11 protein-coding genes are annotated in these 15,105 nt (G+C 38.7%); 9 read left to right on the plus strand and 2 right to left on the minus strand.

All coding sequences use genetic code 11. The features are described 5' to 3' along the window. The first annotated feature begins 2 nt into the window (after positions 1-2). The 3 genes from DSM02_RS15930 (at position 3) to polA (ending at position 5,271) form a co-directional block, all read left to right on the plus strand. Positions 3-848: a substrate import-associated zinc metallohydrolase lipoprotein gene (locus tag DSM02_RS15930; protein WP_128766550.1), complete on the plus strand. Its 846-nt coding sequence runs from the start codon at positions 3-5 to the stop codon at positions 846-848. A gap of 12 nt (positions 849-860) precedes the next feature. Next, a complete protein-coding gene (locus tag DSM02_RS15935) occupies positions 861-2,261 on the plus strand; it encodes a DUF4302 domain-containing protein (protein WP_128766551.1) in 1,401 nt (466 codons plus the stop codon). A 163-nt stretch (positions 2,262-2,424) separates the two neighbouring features. Continuing rightward, positions 2,425-5,271 (plus strand): DNA polymerase I, encoded by a 2,847-nt coding sequence (polA, locus tag DSM02_RS15940; RefSeq protein WP_128766552.1) that lies wholly within the window; start codon positions 2,425-2,427, stop codon positions 5,269-5,271. A gap of 94 nt (positions 5,272-5,365) precedes the next feature. On the opposite strand, the gene DSM02_RS15945 is transcribed toward polA, so the two are convergent. Beyond that, positions 5,366-6,964, minus strand: coding sequence for a RagB/SusD family nutrient uptake outer membrane protein (locus DSM02_RS15945; RefSeq protein ID WP_128766553.1), 1,599 nt, complete (start codon positions 6,962-6,964; stop codon positions 5,366-5,368). 10 nt (positions 6,965-6,974) lie between these two features. Then, positions 6,975-10,055, minus strand: a complete 3,081-nt coding sequence (locus tag DSM02_RS15950) for a SusC/RagA family TonB-linked outer membrane protein (RefSeq protein WP_240674081.1) — start codon at positions 10,053-10,055, stop codon at positions 6,975-6,977. A gap of 561 nt (positions 10,056-10,616) precedes the next feature. Between DSM02_RS15950 and rplM the strand changes: the two genes are divergently transcribed. From rplM to frr, 6 genes are all read left to right on the plus strand, one after another. Next, positions 10,617-11,072: a 50S ribosomal protein L13 gene (gene rplM, locus DSM02_RS15955; RefSeq protein WP_073099262.1), complete on the plus strand. Its 456-nt coding sequence runs from the start codon at positions 10,617-10,619 to the stop codon at positions 11,070-11,072. Next, positions 11,073-11,459, plus strand: a complete 387-nt coding sequence (rpsI, locus tag DSM02_RS15960; protein ID WP_073099261.1) for a 30S ribosomal protein S9 — start codon at positions 11,073-11,075, stop codon at positions 11,457-11,459. 193 nt (positions 11,460-11,652) lie between these two features. Beyond that, entirely contained in the window at positions 11,653-12,444 is a 792-nt protein-coding gene (gene rpsB, locus DSM02_RS15965) for a 30S ribosomal protein S2 (RefSeq protein WP_128766554.1), read from the plus strand. Between the two features lie 96 nt (positions 12,445-12,540). Then, entirely contained in the window at positions 12,541-13,506 is a 966-nt protein-coding gene (gene tsf / locus DSM02_RS15970; protein WP_128766555.1) for a translation elongation factor Ts, read from the plus strand. Between the two features lie 121 nt (positions 13,507-13,627). Next, positions 13,628-14,335 carry a UMP kinase gene (gene pyrH / locus DSM02_RS15975; RefSeq protein ID WP_128766556.1) on the plus strand — a complete coding sequence of 236 codons (708 nt, stop codon included), beginning with the start codon at positions 13,628-13,630 and terminating at the stop codon, positions 14,333-14,335. A 140-nt stretch (positions 14,336-14,475) separates the two neighbouring features. Continuing rightward, a complete protein-coding gene (gene frr / locus DSM02_RS15980) occupies positions 14,476-15,039 on the plus strand; it encodes a ribosome recycling factor (protein WP_128766557.1) in 564 nt (187 codons plus the stop codon). Positions 15,040-15,105: the final 66 nt, after the last annotated feature.

The following is a 15,105-nucleotide window of genomic DNA, read 5'->3' on the forward strand; positions in this document are numbered from 1 at the left end:
TTATGAAAAAAATTAGTACACTTTTATTACTGACTCTGCTTCTTATCACTTCGTGTGGAGAGGATGCAGACCCCTTATTGCCTAGTCAACTTGATACTTCTACTCCTGATCTTAGTGAGTTGGATAAATACATCAGAGAAGAATTTGTAAAGCCTTATAATATAAGGGTTCAATATGTTTTTGATGAGAATGAGGTTGCTCAAGAACGTTTTCTAAACCCACCTCGATTAGAAAGTGTAAAGCCTGCCTTGAATATTTTATTAACGGCTTGGATCGCTCCTTACAGTGAAGTTGCAGGTGCAGATTTTATAAAAAAAATAGCTCCAAGAGAATTTACTTTAATAGGCAGTTATAATACAAATCCTTCAGGAACAATTACTTTAGGGCTTGCTGAAGCAGGAGCAAAGATTACACTTTTTAATATTGATTATCTCGATTTTACTGATTTGAACAGTATCAATCAGCCGTTGAGAACTGTTCAACATGAATATGGTCATATTTTAAATCAGACAAGACCTATTGATCCATCTTATAAAGAAATTAATCCTGGAAATTATACTGCCCAATGGTTTAATCGTTCAGATGCTGAAGCTCGTGAATTAGGATATATAACAGCGTATGCATCCAGTAATTCAGATGAAGATTTTGTGGAAATGATAGCTGAGATGTTAACGCGTACACGAGATGAGTTTGATGCTTTAGTGGAGGGTATTATTAACCCTCAGGCAAGAGCTATTATTAGATTGAAGGAAACGTATATAGCTGACTATTATCAGAAAAGTTTTGGTATAGATATTTATGAATTACAAGAGGTAGCTCATGAAAAGTCTCAGTCTTTAGTTAATTAAATTAGAAATCACATGAAACTAAAAAATACATTATATAAAATAATTTTCATTTTTGTGATGCTCGTTGTTGTAGCATCTTGTGAAAATGATGATGATACTGTCTTTGATCAAACCCCTACTGAAAGAAAGAATGCAAGTAGAGCAGAATTAGAAAATTTATTACAGGCATCTGATGGATTTAAGGTTATTTACTTTCCTAAAGATTCTGAATATGGAGGGTTCCTATTTTATATGGCTTTTGATGAAAGTGGTAATGTAGAGATGATTTCGAATATAGATGATGAGGATTCATTTGGAACAAGCCAATATGAAGTACGTTCGGTATCTGCTACTGAGTTGGTTTTTACAACACCTAATTCTATTCATAAACTAAGTGATAATCGTACTTCTGGTTTAATAGGAACTGGTTATGAAGGTCATTCACATTTTCAATTCAATACCGTAGGAGAAGGTGATTCTTTGGTATTTAGTGATTTGCGTAGTGAAGGCAGTTTGGTTTTTGAGCCTGTTGGGCAAGATGTAATTGATAATGCAATAGATTTAATAGCAGCTTCTAGGGAGAATAGATCAAAATTAGCAAGTAGTGAGAAAAGCTCAGTTTTTCAAACATTAAAATTTGAAGTGGACGGTGATGAAGCAGAGTACGATCTTAATTTTGACATTTTGAAGCAATTTGCTGAGCCATTTGGTGTTACTGAGGAAAGTCCATTTGGAGGTAGTTACGACGAGTTTGGTATTGCATTTACAGAAGAGGGGTTGATCGTGAGTCCAGCCGTTAGTTATGGCGGGATTGAATTTAAGGAGTTTACGTATGATGAAGAAGAAGATAATTTTAAATCTGAAGTGAATGGCAATACCGCAATTATAGGTAAAGCTGATAGGCCTGGGTTTATTACAGATGATTATAAAGATATCCTGGATAAGGATGGTGGTTTTCCGATATTTGGATATCGTCCTTATAGCTGGGGTGATAACGCACTTACCTCTTCAGGATTTAATGCGCTTTGGAATCAAGTTGATGCTAACTTGGCTAATTTGGGAGGTGGCTTTATGTTGGAGGATTTTCAGTTTAATATGAGTAATGTTGAAGATGGGGGTTGTGAATCTTATTTGCTATTATTCTTTAGAAGATTGTCTGATGGGGGAGTATTCAGAGCTGATTTTTGTTTTTCGGAGGCAACCGTTGTTGATAAAGTTATATTCATGGAATACGAAGGAGCAGCATCGGGGAATGCAGCTTATATTGAAGCTGACGTAATGCCTTTGTTGAACTTTTTTGCCAGTGAAAAAGGTCTTGTGTCAACTCTAGAAGGGTCTTTTTCAAGTAATTTAGTTAATTATACCAATGAGTCAGGGACTTTTACAAGCTTAGACAATCCGTCTCAGCGTGTTTATGTCTTGTATTTTAATTGATTAAACATCTTAAAACTTTATGTAAAGCAGCCTTATTCAACCTGAATAAGGCTGCTTTTTTTGTTCTTGGTGTAAAGCAAAAATGTCTGAGATTTAAAAACGCATATCAAAAGACTAATTCCTATTTTTGGAATTCAATTCCAGAATCAAACACATTCCCGATATGTCGACTCAAAAACGCTTATTTCTTTTAGACGCTTATGCTTTAATTTTTCGAGGCTATTATGCCCTAATTAAAAATCCGAGAGTAAATTCAAAAGGGCAGGACACCTCTGCGGTAATGGGCTTTGTGAATTCACTTTTTGATGTGATCAAACGGGAGAAACCCGATCATCTTGCCGTGGCTTTTGATAAGGGCGGAAGCTCAGAACGCGTGGAACTATACGAGGAGTATAAAGCCAATCGTGATGAAACCCCAGAGGCTATCCGTATAGCCGTGCCTATTATTCAGCAAATCTTGAAGGCAATGCATGTGCCCTGTATAGAGATTGAAGGAGTAGAAGCTGATGATTTGATTGGTACATTGGCAAAACAAGCTGAAAAAGAAGGTTATCAGGTTTTTATGGTAACGCCAGATAAAGATTATGCGCAGTTGGTTTCTGAAAATATTTTTATGTACAAACCGGCCCGAATGGGTAACGGCATTGAGATCTGGGGAATTCCTGAAGTGCAAAAACGTTTTGAGGTGGAACGCCCGGAACAGGTGATTGACTACCTGGGGATGATGGGTGATGCTTCAGATAATATTCCGGGGCTTCCGGGAGTGGGGGATAAAACGGCTAAAAAATTCATCAAGCAATATGGTGGTTTAGAAGGTTTACTGGCGCATACCGATGAGCTGAAAGGCAAGATGAAGGAGAAGGTGATTGAGAATGCTGAGCTAGGAAGACTTTCCCGAAAGCTGGCAACGATTATGACCGACTGTGATGTAGAATTTCACGCAGAGTCTTATGAGCTTTCTCAGCCTGACGCAGATAAAGTACAGGAGATCTTTGATGAGTTGGAGTTTAGAAGATTGAAAGATCAATTTATCAAAATATTTTCTGGTGAAGCTGATAGCGACACTGGCGCTGCGGTAAGCGGAACAGAAACGGCTAAAAAGTTAGTAAGTTCATCTGAAAAAGCGGCAAATGCAGGAGCAGGGCAATACAATCTTTTTGGAGGAGACGACACCGAGATTGAAGAACGTAACACGCGAAAAACCATTAAAGATACCGAGCATTTTTACCAAAGTGTTGCTCCCGGAATGGCGATGAAGCTTTTTATCAAAAACCTGATGAAGCAAACTTCGGTTTGTTTTGATACGGAAACAACTGATCTGGATCCTTTGAAAGCAAACTTGGTAGGAATTGCATTTAGTTGGGAAAAGACTAAAGGCTTTTACATTCCGTTTCCGTCGGAACAAGAAGAAGCACAAAAATTGATTGAAGAGCTGCGTCCCTTTTTTGAGGATGAAAATATTGAGAAAATAGGGCAAAACTTAAAGTACGACATCAAAGTTTTGGCTAAGTACGGTGTTGCCGTGAAAGGCAAACTCTTTGATACGATGATTGCGCATTACCTGATCAACCCCGATATGCGTCACAATATGGATGTGCTAGCCGAAACCTATCTGAATTACACGCCGGTTTCCATTGAAGAGCTTATTGGTAAAAAAGGCAAGAACCAAAAATCAATGGCCGATGTGCCGGTTGAAGAGCAAACCGAATATGCCGTAGAAGATGCCGATGTGACCCTTCAGCTTAAGAAGCATTTTGAAAAAGAAATGGGAGATGCTAATACGCAAAAATTGTTTGATGAGATTGAAATTCCGTTGGTGCAGGTTCTGGCCGATATGGAGCTTGAAGGCATTAATCTGGATCAGGAATTTTTAGGGAGTCTCGCAGAAGCCCTTAATAGTGATATTCTTTCGCTGGAAGAAAAAATTTATAAAGAAGCAGGAGAAGAATTTAATATCGGTTCGCCGAAACAGTTGGGAGAAATCCTGTTTGACAAATTAAAACTGGTCAATAAACCCAAGAAAACCCGTACCGGGCAGTATTCAACTGCAGAAGATGTGTTGTCTTATCTGGCTCCCGATCACGAGATCATTCAGCATGTTTTGGATTATCGTGGACTGTCAAAATTAAAAAGCACTTATGTAGATGCGTTGCCTACTCAGGTTGATCCCAACACGGGTCGCGTGCATACCGATTATATGCAAACAGTCGCGGCTACCGGGCGGTTGAGTTCAAACAATCCGAATTTGCAGAATATACCCATTCGTACCGAGCGGGGTCGGCAGGTGCGTAAAGCGTTTGTTCCGCGCAATGAAGACTATGTCTTACTCGCTGCCGATTATTCGCAGATTGAACTGCGTATCATCGCGGCGTTGAGTCAGGAGGAAACGATGATGCAGGCCTTTAAGGATGGTGAGGATATTCACGCGTCAACAGCGGCCAAAGTGTTTAATGTGCCGCTTGATGAAGTGACCCGCGAGCAGCGTAGTAATGCCAAGACCGTGAATTTTGGGATTATTTACGGGGTTTCGGCTTTTGGACTCAGCAATCAAACCGATTTGTCCCGAGGCGAATCAAAAGATCTGATCGATACCTATTATAAAACCTATCCGAAACTGCGTAACTACATGAGTGAGCAGGTAGATTTTGCCCGTGATAACGGGTATGTTTCTACCGTTTTAGGACGTCGCCGGTATTTAAAAGACATTAATAGTGGCAATGCTGTGGTGCGGGGTGCCGCAGAGCGGAATGCGGTAAACGCACCTATACAGGGTAGTGCTGCAGATATCATCAAGATCGCGATGATCAACATTCACAAAAAACTGAAGGCTGAAAAACTGAAGACTAAAATGTTGCTTCAGGTGCATGATGAATTGGTCTTTGATGTCTACAAACCCGAACTGGAAGACGTCAAAAAAATGATCAAATCAGAAATGGAAAATGCCTTTAAAATGGATGTTCCGTTAGATGTTGAGTTAGGAGTAGGGGAAAACTGGCTAGAGGCGCATTAATTAAAAACTTCACTAAAGTAAAAACCCGTTTAGCATTTGCTAAACGGGTTTTTTTGGCTAGTTTAAAAAATCTATAAAATCAAAATCGGAATTTTTACCATCCAGGATTCTGTTGAGCAGCAAGGGTAGGGTTGTTATTTGTTTCTTGTTGAGGGATAGGCCACAAAAATCTAAAATCGTTGTAAGGCACTGCGTCAACTCCTAAAGGACCGTCATATGCAGTTCCTAGAGTGTAAAGCGCTTCTGCAGGAGTTCCGTTTGCAACTTTTGCAGGAATACCACTTACAGGAGCTAAGTTGTCGTTTTGTAAACGGTGAATGTCTGGCCAGCGTCTTCCTTCCATTACAAATTCGATTCTACGTTCTGTTATAATAGCGTTAACCAAAGAGGCAGGTGTGGTGAAATCTGCGGCGACATATGCCTGAGTTTCAGGATTTGCAAGTGAACGATTTCTAACAGCATTAAGTGAACTGAGAGCTGCACTTGTATTTGCAGGACTCAATCTTGTATAAGCCTCAGCCATATTCAAAAGAACTTCAGCATAACGTATAACGGGAGCAGGATCAGTATAATTTGTAGCATCTTTATACTTGTTTGTGTAAATCACTCCTGAAGTTGTGCTTATTAAACCGCCTTCGGTTCTGCGCTCATCATCTGTAAGCCAAGCTGGGTTTCTCCAGATAATAGGGCTAACTACTACCAGACCTCTTCTGTTGTATTGAGAAGCTAAAGCAGCATTCACACCTGGATTGTTGTTTTCAGAATGTTCCATCGAGAATACAGATTCTGTGTTGTCATAACCGGAAGAGAACGTAGTATTGGGATCGGCAGGTAGCGTATAAACTGTATTCAGTTTCATTCCTTCTGTAATTACCATCTGCCAGTTTCTCATATGTAAATAAGCTCTTGTTTTAAAGGCTATTGCGGCTTCTTTTGTAGCACGAACAATACCTCCTCGTATAGAGCCCTCTTCACTTGCCCGGTCTGCTTTGCTTAGTAAATCATCTTCGGCATCATCAAAATCCTGAATTATTCTTTGATAACACTCAGCAACTGTATTTCGACCTTGTGCTTGTGCTAAATCCAAAGATTCTGCGGTTTGAATAGCAAAATCTCTATAAGGCACTCCAAGGTGGCTTGCATCAGGAGTATCATTATAGGGTCTTGCAAAATGGAATAATAGTTCTAAATGCGCTGCGGCTCTAAAGAATTTAGCTTGAGCTATATAATCTGTAGCAACTTCACTGGTTATAATACCATTATCTAAAGCTGCCTGTACGCCTTCAATAACAATGTTAGCGCGATTAATGAGACGATATGTGTCGCTCCAGTAGTATACGTTATTGGCAGTTGTAGGGTCGTATGTTGCTGTATACGTAAGTTGGTAAAAAGTAGCAACGTTTACTACGTCTTCACCACGATTATCGCCTTGTTGTACAAATGCTGCTCCAAATGGATATCCTCTCCCAGCACCTGTGTATACGCCAATCTCTGCTGCATTATAAAGACCAGTTACAGATAGCTTTACTAGATCTGCTGTAGAAAATGCTGCATTTTCTGAAATAGAGTTATAAGGTTCTAGATCCAACACATTGCCCTCATTACAAGAGTTTAATGTGAAACTGAAGCTCGATACTGATAGTAAAACAAATGCTGCTTTACTTCTAAAATTTGTTTTGATATTTAATTTCATTTGTTTCTAATTAAAATCCTACGTTAATACCGAATGAGAACACACTAGATCTGGGCGTTAAATTTAAATCTACCCCTGCGGTTTCCATCTCAGGATCTACTCCGCTATAATCTGTGATCGTCCAAAGATTTTGACCTTGTAAGAAAATGCGTAGCTTAGTTAAACCAAGTTTTTCTGCTTCAGACATAGGTAGGGAGTATCCTAAAGTAATATTGTCAAGCTTAATGAAATCTGCGTCTTCCACAAAACGAGTTGTAGGCGTTGACGTTAAGTTAGTGGTTGTGTTTGTAGAAGCATATAATCTTGGGGTCCATCCATCGCCTGGATTCTCCACACTTTGCCATCTTCCTAAAATCTCTGTGCTATTGTTTGTAAAGTTTTGATTTAATAAATCTCTGCGGGTTGCATTGAAAATCTGATTTCCGCCGCTAAAACGGAATAGGAAACCTAAATCAAAATTCTTGAACGTCATATTAGAATTAAATCCTCCAAAATACTTAGGCTGTGATCTTCCTATAATGGAGCGGTCGTCAGTGGCGCTTAATGCTGCTGCAGTTGATACATCTGCCGGATTTGCCGGGTCAAAAACTGAATAACTGGCTCCGGGCAGATTCCCCTGTACAAGACTTCCGTCTGCTTTATAGTAAACAGGATTCCCGTTTGAAGGGTTGACACCATAATAACGGTATCCGTAAATTGAATTTATGGACTCACCTTCGCGGTTTATCGTGTTATTAGTACTGGAGATACGATCTGCGCCATTAACAAGACTTATGATCTCATTCTCAATAAATGAGATGTTAGCGCCTACATTCCATGTGAAATCTGAATCAATAATACGCGCATCTACGGTAAACTCTAAACCACTGTTTTCAATCTGACCAATGTTAGCTCTATAGCTGTTGTTAGGAACACCAAAAGATTGAGGTGTTTCCACGTCAAGTATTAGGCCATCAATATCGTTAAGAAAGTAATCAAAACTAAAGTTTATTTTGTTTCTCAACAGTGATAGGTCAAAACCGGCATCATATTTAGCGCTAGTTTCCCATTGTAAGGTGTTGTTTCCAAACTGTGAATAACCAATTCCATTATTTGCTGCATAGGGCGCTGGAGCGTAAAGACCTAGATAAGGATAATTTCCAATATCTGTGTTGCCTACTTTTCCATAAGAACCTCTTAATTTTAATTCAGAGACCACATGTTTAATACCTTCCATAAAAGGTTCTTCGCTTATTCTCCAGCCAACCGAAGCTCCCGGGAAATTACCATAGCGGGTATCTGAGCTTAGTCTTGAGAGGCCGTCACGACGTATAGTCCCTTGAAGATAGTAGCGTTCCTTAAAATTATAAGAAAGACGAGCAGCATAGGAGATAAGACCATTTTCGGTAATACCCCCGCCAGAACCTTGAACACCGTAAGAGTCTGTAATAAGGTTGGTGCCGAAGAATTCGTTACTTAAATCGGTTCCGGTACCAAAGAAGCTTTGACTTCTGGTTTTTTGATATTCGTTTACAAGAGTAACGCTTATATTATGAGCATCCGCATAGGTTTCATTATAGCTTAAAACGTTTTGCCAGTTCCAAGTAGTTTCGTCCAAACTGTTATTTTGAACCCGCCCGTTTGAACCTCGACCATCTCCGTGTATCGGGCTCCAGAAAAGATAGCCATTTGATAATGCCTTGTCTACACTGATTTGTGTTCTGAAGTTTAAGGTAGAAACTGGCTTAATGTCAAGATAGGTATTGCCGATCAATCTGTTTATTTTTGTGGCATATTTGTTATTTTCTATTACAAAAATAATGTTAGGAATGTTGTCTCCTACGGTCTCCAAGTTGGTGCCGCGTCCCATGCGATCCGGAAAAGTATCATCCAAATTGTAACCAGTAGGGTCATTGGCGTCATAAGGCGATACGTTAGGATGTTGACGGGTAGCGTTAAAAACGTTTCCGGAAAGAGAGTTGGTCCCCACGTTCAATCCAAAATATTCAGATTGTGTAATACCAGCATTAGCGCCTATAGATACCCAGTCTTTGATTTTCTGCTCGGCATTTGCACGGTATGTGAATCGTGTAAATTCATTGGGCTTAGCAACGCTTTCTTGTTCTGTGAATCCTAAAGACAGGTAATATTTTAAATTTTCAGTCCCACCAGAAAAGGAAAGGTTGTGATCTTGTTGAAATGCATTATCATTAAGAACTAAATCCTGCCAGTTTGTATTTACTTCAGTACCGGCTGCCCAATCTGATTGGTTTCGGTTTGATCTTTTTTCATTACTGATGGTTACAAAGTCGGCTGCGCCTAGTAGGTCAAATTGACTTACTGGTCTCGCGAAACCAACAGTTACATTATAATTGGTGCTGATCTTACCAACTTTTCCTTTTTTGGTAGTAATTAATACAACGCCATTAGCAGCACGCGATCCATAAATTGCAGTAGCAGAACCGTCTTTTAAAATATCAATCGATTCGATATCTGCAGGGTTTATGTCACCCAGAGCATTTGAAGAGGCATAACCTCCTTGGCCTCCTGTTGCAATGGGGATACCATCCACAACAACTAATGGGTATGTGCCAGAATCAATAGAAGCAATACCTCGTATTCTAAAACGAGGAGTGTCACCTATGATACCTGTTTGAGTTGTTATTTGTACACCTGCGGCACGTCCTGCAAGTTGCGATTCAAAACTTGGAGTAACAAGGTCTGCAATGGCCTCTCCTTTTACCTGAGACACAGATGCCGTTAAATCTGATTTTCGCTGAACGCCATACCCTACGACCACCACTTCGTCAAGAGATTCGGTGCTTGGGTTTAAAGTAATGTTTATTACAGAGCTTTGTCCTACCACACGTTCAGTCGATTCAAAACCTAAGAATGAGAACACTAAAGTTTCTTCCGGGAACGCTGCAATTGAGAATTTCCCGTCAAAATCAGTTTGAGCTCCACGGTTAGCGGCATTTTTCACTACCACATTCACGCCTGGTAAAGGCATGCCGTTAGGGTCTGCTACGGTACCAGTCACTGTTTTCTGCTGAGCATGAGTGGATAACCCTAATAGCCCCAGCATAATCATAAAGAATAATTTTCTTATCATTTAACATATATTTTAGTTATATGATGAAATTTAGGTTAAATGAATATTGAAAATACAAGACACACTGTTTTTGTTGATTCATCATAAAAAACGTATGCGTTATTCTGTTTTATTGCTGATAACTCACGTAAAATGTGTTTTAGGTGAATAAAAATTAATAAATAGTTAATGTGTACGGAATACAGGTATTTTATAGAAAGCTTATTTTTTTTATAAAACAGCTTAAATAGGATCAAAACATTATCATTTTGTTAAGATTTTCTGTTCTAATTATGGGATTTTTCAATAGGTTTATTGATTTTTAAATTTTTCTAGACAACAGCTGTTTTTTTACAGATCATTTACGGTAACGAGAACCGGGTTTTTCTTTTGGGGTATTTAATTAACGAAGCGTGTTTTTCACGGGGAAGGTTAGAAGTTTGAAAATCAGATTTTCAGAACTCTAAATATTAATCAAAAGCTCGTTTGTCAAATCAATATATAATTGTACATTTGCAGCCCTGTTTTCGCGCGTGAGTGTGGAAGCGGGAAATGGAATGTTTAATAATTAAAATTAACAGTGTGGACACATTAAGTTACAAAACAGTATCTGCCAACAAGAACACCGTAAATAAGGAGTGGGTTGTTATTGATGCTGAAGGACAAACGTTGGGTCGCATGTCTACTATCGTTGCAAAATTCTTGCGCGGAAAGTACAAGCCTAACTACACACCACACGTTGATTGCGGAGACAATGTGATTGTTATCAATGCCTCTAAAATCAACTTAACAGGAAAGAAGTGGGATTCTAAATCTTACATCCGTCATACGGGCTATCCTGGTGGTCAAAGAAGCCTAACTGCAAAAGAATTGTACGGTAAAGACCCTGCGCGTCTCGTAGAAAATGCAGTAAAAGGAATGTTACCTAAAAACAAATTAGGTAGTGCGATTTATCGCAATTTAAAGGTTTATGCCGGTGCAGATCACGGGCAGGAAGCGCAAAAACCTAAAGCAATTAATATTAACGAACTTAAGTAAATGGAAGTAATTCACAAAATTGGCCGTAGAAAAACGGCTGTTGCTCGTGTTTATTTAGCTCCTGGTTCTGGTAACATCACGATCAACAAACGTGAGCTTAACAACTACTTTACTACAGGTACTTTACAGTACAAAGTTAATCAGCCATTAGTAATGACTGAAAATGATAAAAACTTTGACATTAAAGTAAATGTATACGGTGGAGGTATCACAGGTCAGGCAGAGGCTGTACGTCTTGCTCTTTCTAGAGCAATGTGCGAGCTAGATGCAGAAAACAGACTTATTCTTAAGCCTGAAGGTTTGTTGACGAGAGATCCAAGAATGGTAGAGCGTAAGAAATTCGGTCAGAAGAAAGCGCGTAAGAAATTCCAATTCTCAAAACGTTAACAGCAATCGTGTTTCAATTCTTTTGCAATTTATATTGCATCAGATTTTTGAAAGCGAAAAGAAATTAATTTTAAAATAATGTCCTTGTCCCAATACGTTGGGAAATTAGTTTAGCATCTAAATGTGCTTGGCGATTCATTAGAAGACCACTTGCATATTGCTACTAGAACGGGAACGTAAACTAAATTTAAAAATGGCAAAAACAGAAAATGTAAAGGATTTACTGGATGCAGGTGTACACTTTGGTCACCTTACCAGAAGATGGGATCCAAACATGGCACCATATATCTATATGGAGCGTAATGGTATTCACATCATCAATCTATACAAAACTGCTGCTAAATTAGGCGAAGCTTCAGAAGCTCTGGCTAAAATTGCAGCTTCGGGTAGAAAAATACTTTTTGTAGCTACCAAAAAACAAGCTAAAGAAATAGTTGCAGATCACGCAGGTCGTGCAAAAATGCCTTACATCACAGAAAGATGGCCTGGAGGTATGTTGACTAACTTCGTAACTATACGTAAGGCGGTTAAGAAAATGCAAACTGTAGATCGTATGAAACAAGACGGTCGTTTTGATAGCTTGTCTAAAAAAGAACAATTGCAAATGAACCGTATGCGTGACAAATTAGAGAAGAACTTAGGTTCTATCGAAGATATGACACGTCTACCAGGAGCTTTGTTTGTAGTTGATATTAAGCGTGAACACATTGCGATTAAAGAAGCTCAAAAATTAAACATTCCAATCTTTGCGATGGTTGATACCAACTCTGATCCACGTCAGGTTGATTATGCTATCCCATCTAATGATGATGCTTCTAAATCTATTGAGAAAATCATTTCTAACGTTGCTGATGCTATAGTAGGAGGTCTTTCTGAGCGTAAAGCTGGGAAAGAAAAGTCTGGAGACGCTAAAAAAGCTGACAAAGCTGCTAAGCCTGCAAAGGCAAAAGCTAAAAAAGCTGTAGCTAACGACGAAGAAGAATAGTATTTAACAATTTGATAATTATTAAAGTCGTTTAGTATACTGCAATTTTGCACTAAACTAAACGACTTTTCTTTTAACTCATAAAACGTATTTAAAATGGCAAAAATAACAGCCGCAGAAGTAAATAAACTTAGGAAGGCTACCGGTGCTGGTATGATGGATTGTAAAAATGCACTTGTAGAAGCTGATGGTGATTTTGATGAAGCAATCGCTGTTCTTCGTAAAAAAGGACAAAAAGTTGCTGAAAAAAGAGCAGACCGCGATTCAAGCGAAGGAGTTGTAGTTGCAAAAATCAATGATGCTAACACCAGAGGTGTTGTGTTTTCATTGAACTGTGAGACCGATTTCGTTGCTAAAAACGATTCTTACGTAGAGTTAGCAAATGAACTTGGTGATATCGCGATCAACTTTGATGCTAAAGAAGCCTTCTTAGCAGCAGACTTTAAAGGGATGACTGTAGAAGAAAAATTGATCGAGCAAACTGGTGTTATTGGTGAGAAGTTAGAAATAGGTGGTTTTGAAGTATTAGAAGCTGCATTTGTAGGCGCTTATGTTCATGGTAACAAAATTGGTGCATTAACTGGTTTATCTAAAGCAGAAGATGCTTCAGAAGAAGTTGCTAAAGCTGTTTCTATGCAGGTTGCTTCAATGGGTGCGACTACATTGTCTTACAAAGATTTTGATCCTGAGTTCGTAGCTTCGGAAACTGAAGCACGTATTGCAGCTATAGAAAAAGAGAATATTGAGTTAGGTCGTTTAGGTAAAACTCAAAAGAATGTGCCTCAATTTATCTCTATGTCTCAGTTAACTCCAGAAGTTATGACTCAGGCAGAAGCAGCTATCAAAGAAGAGTTGAAAGCTGAAGGCAAGCCTGAAAAAATATGGGATCGTATTGTTCCTGGTAAACTAGAGCGTTTTGTTGCAGATAATACTACTCTTGATAATGAGAAAGCATTATTAGATCAAGTATTTATTATGGACGAAAGCACCAACGTTGCAAAATATGTTGCTAGTAAAGGTGATTTTGAAGTTGTAGGATTTAAAAGAGTAAGCCTAGCTTAATCTTATAATTCTATTTTAGAATAGAAAAAGGCTGCCAATTGGCAGCCTTTTTTATTGTTGTATTTCTTTCTTTTTCTCAAATGCCATTTAAGCTTATATTTGTCAAAAATTTTTCTACACCATGCAATACAAACGTATTCTACTTAAATTATCAGGAGAGGCATTAATGGGTAAACGCCAGTATGGTATTGATCCCGATAGGCTCGCAGAATATGCAGAGGAAATAAAAGAAGTACTTGATAAAGGCGTAGAAGTTGCCATAGTAATTGGTGGTGGTAACATTTTTAGAGGCGTTGCAGGAGCTAGTCGTGGTATGGATCGCGTTCAGGGTGATCATATGGGGATGTTGGCAACGGTTATTAACGGTCTGGCATTACAAAGCGCATTAGAGGAGGCGGGAATTCAAACCAGATTGCAGAGCGCTGTCAAGATCAATGAAGTTGCAGAGCCCTTTATCCGTAGAAGAGCAATCAGGCACCTTGAAAAAGGACGTGTAGTAATTTTCGGTGGTGGCACTGGTAATCCCTATTTTACTACAGATTCTGCTGCTGTCTTGCGTGCTATAGAAATTCACGCAGATGTTATACTAAAAGGAACTCGTGTAGATGGTATTTATACCAGTGATCCGGAAAAAGACAGTAAAGCGGTGAAGTTTGATTTCATCAGTTTTGAAGATGTGCTTCAGAAAGGTTTGAAAGTAATGGATACAACTGCTTTCACACTAAGCCAGGAGAATGAATTGCCTATTATTGTTTTTGATATGAACAAGCAGGGGAATTTACTTAAGGTTGTTGCGGGTGAAAATATAGGTACTACGGTAAATTTATAAATCACCGATTAGTGGACTTAATGGCTCAGAGGCTTTTTTAAGAAATTAAAAATCGCTTCATTTTAATTTCTGTTGAGCTTTCCCAAAGAGAATTTACTATTTTTGACTGGTTTCCAGAAATCTTAGAATTTAATAAAGCTATGAACGAAGACATTCAATTTATATTAGACGGGACAGAAGAGGCAATGCAAAATGCACTTACCCATCTTAAAAAACAATTTGCAAACATACGTGCCGGTAAAGCGAGTCCTGCAATGCTAGGCAGTGTTATGGTTGATTATTACGGAAGTTTAACTCCTTTAGCTCAGGTAGCGAATGTAAATACTCCAGATGGTAGAACCATTTCTATTCAGCCCTGGGAAAAAGCGATGATTCATGAGATTGAGAAGGCTATTATGAATGCTAATCTTGGTTTTAATCCTATGAATAATGGAGAGAGCGTTATCATTAACGTTCCGCCACTTACAGAAGAGCGTCGTAAAGACTTGGTTAAGCAAGCAAAAGCAGAAGCAGAAGATGCAAAAGTAGGTGTACGTAACGATCGTAAGAACGCCAACAACGAAATTAAGAAGTTAGAAAAAGATGGTCTTGCGGAAGATTTATGTCGTAATGCAGAAGTAGACGTTCAAGATTTAACTGACGCACACATCAAGAAAATAGATGATATTCTTACAGTTAAAGAAAAAGAAATACTTACCGTTTAATTCACGTTAAACTCATGCTAAGAGCGACCCATGGGTCGCTTTTTTTATAGTATTTTTAGACACTTA

Origin of the sequence: Leeuwenhoekiella polynyae (assembly GCF_004104075.1) — a bacterium.
Classification (GTDB): Bacteria; Bacteroidota; Bacteroidia; order Flavobacteriales; family Flavobacteriaceae; genus Leeuwenhoekiella; species Leeuwenhoekiella polynyae.

Excerpts from the sequence above, each read along its gene's own strand:
- DSM02_RS15950 (WP_240674081.1), bottom strand. The coding sequence starts at position 10,055 with ATGATAAGAAAATTATTCTTTATGATTATGCTGGGGCTATTAGGGTTA.
- DSM02_RS15945 (WP_128766553.1), bottom strand. The coding sequence starts at position 6,964 with ATGAAATTAAATATCAAAACAAATTTTAGAAGTAAAGCAGCATTTGTT.
- tsf (WP_128766555.1), top strand. The coding sequence starts at position 12,541 with ATGGCAAAAATAACAGCCGCAGAAGTAAATAAACTTAGGAAGGCTACC.
- pyrH (WP_128766556.1), top strand. The coding sequence starts at position 13,628 with ATGCAATACAAACGTATTCTACTTAAATTATCAGGAGAGGCATTAATG.
- polA (WP_128766552.1), top strand. The coding sequence starts at position 2,425 with ATGTCGACTCAAAAACGCTTATTTCTTTTAGACGCTTATGCTTTAATT.
- DSM02_RS15935 (WP_128766551.1), top strand. The coding sequence starts at position 861 with ATGAAACTAAAAAATACATTATATAAAATAATTTTCATTTTTGTGATG.
- frr (WP_128766557.1), top strand. The coding sequence starts at position 14,476 with ATGAACGAAGACATTCAATTTATATTAGACGGGACAGAAGAGGCAATG.
- rpsI (WP_073099261.1), top strand. The coding sequence starts at position 11,073 with ATGGAAGTAATTCACAAAATTGGCCGTAGAAAAACGGCTGTTGCTCGT.
- DSM02_RS15930 (WP_128766550.1), top strand. The coding sequence starts at position 3 with ATGAAAAAAATTAGTACACTTTTATTACTGACTCTGCTTCTTATCACT.
- rpsB (WP_128766554.1), top strand. The coding sequence starts at position 11,653 with ATGGCAAAAACAGAAAATGTAAAGGATTTACTGGATGCAGGTGTACAC.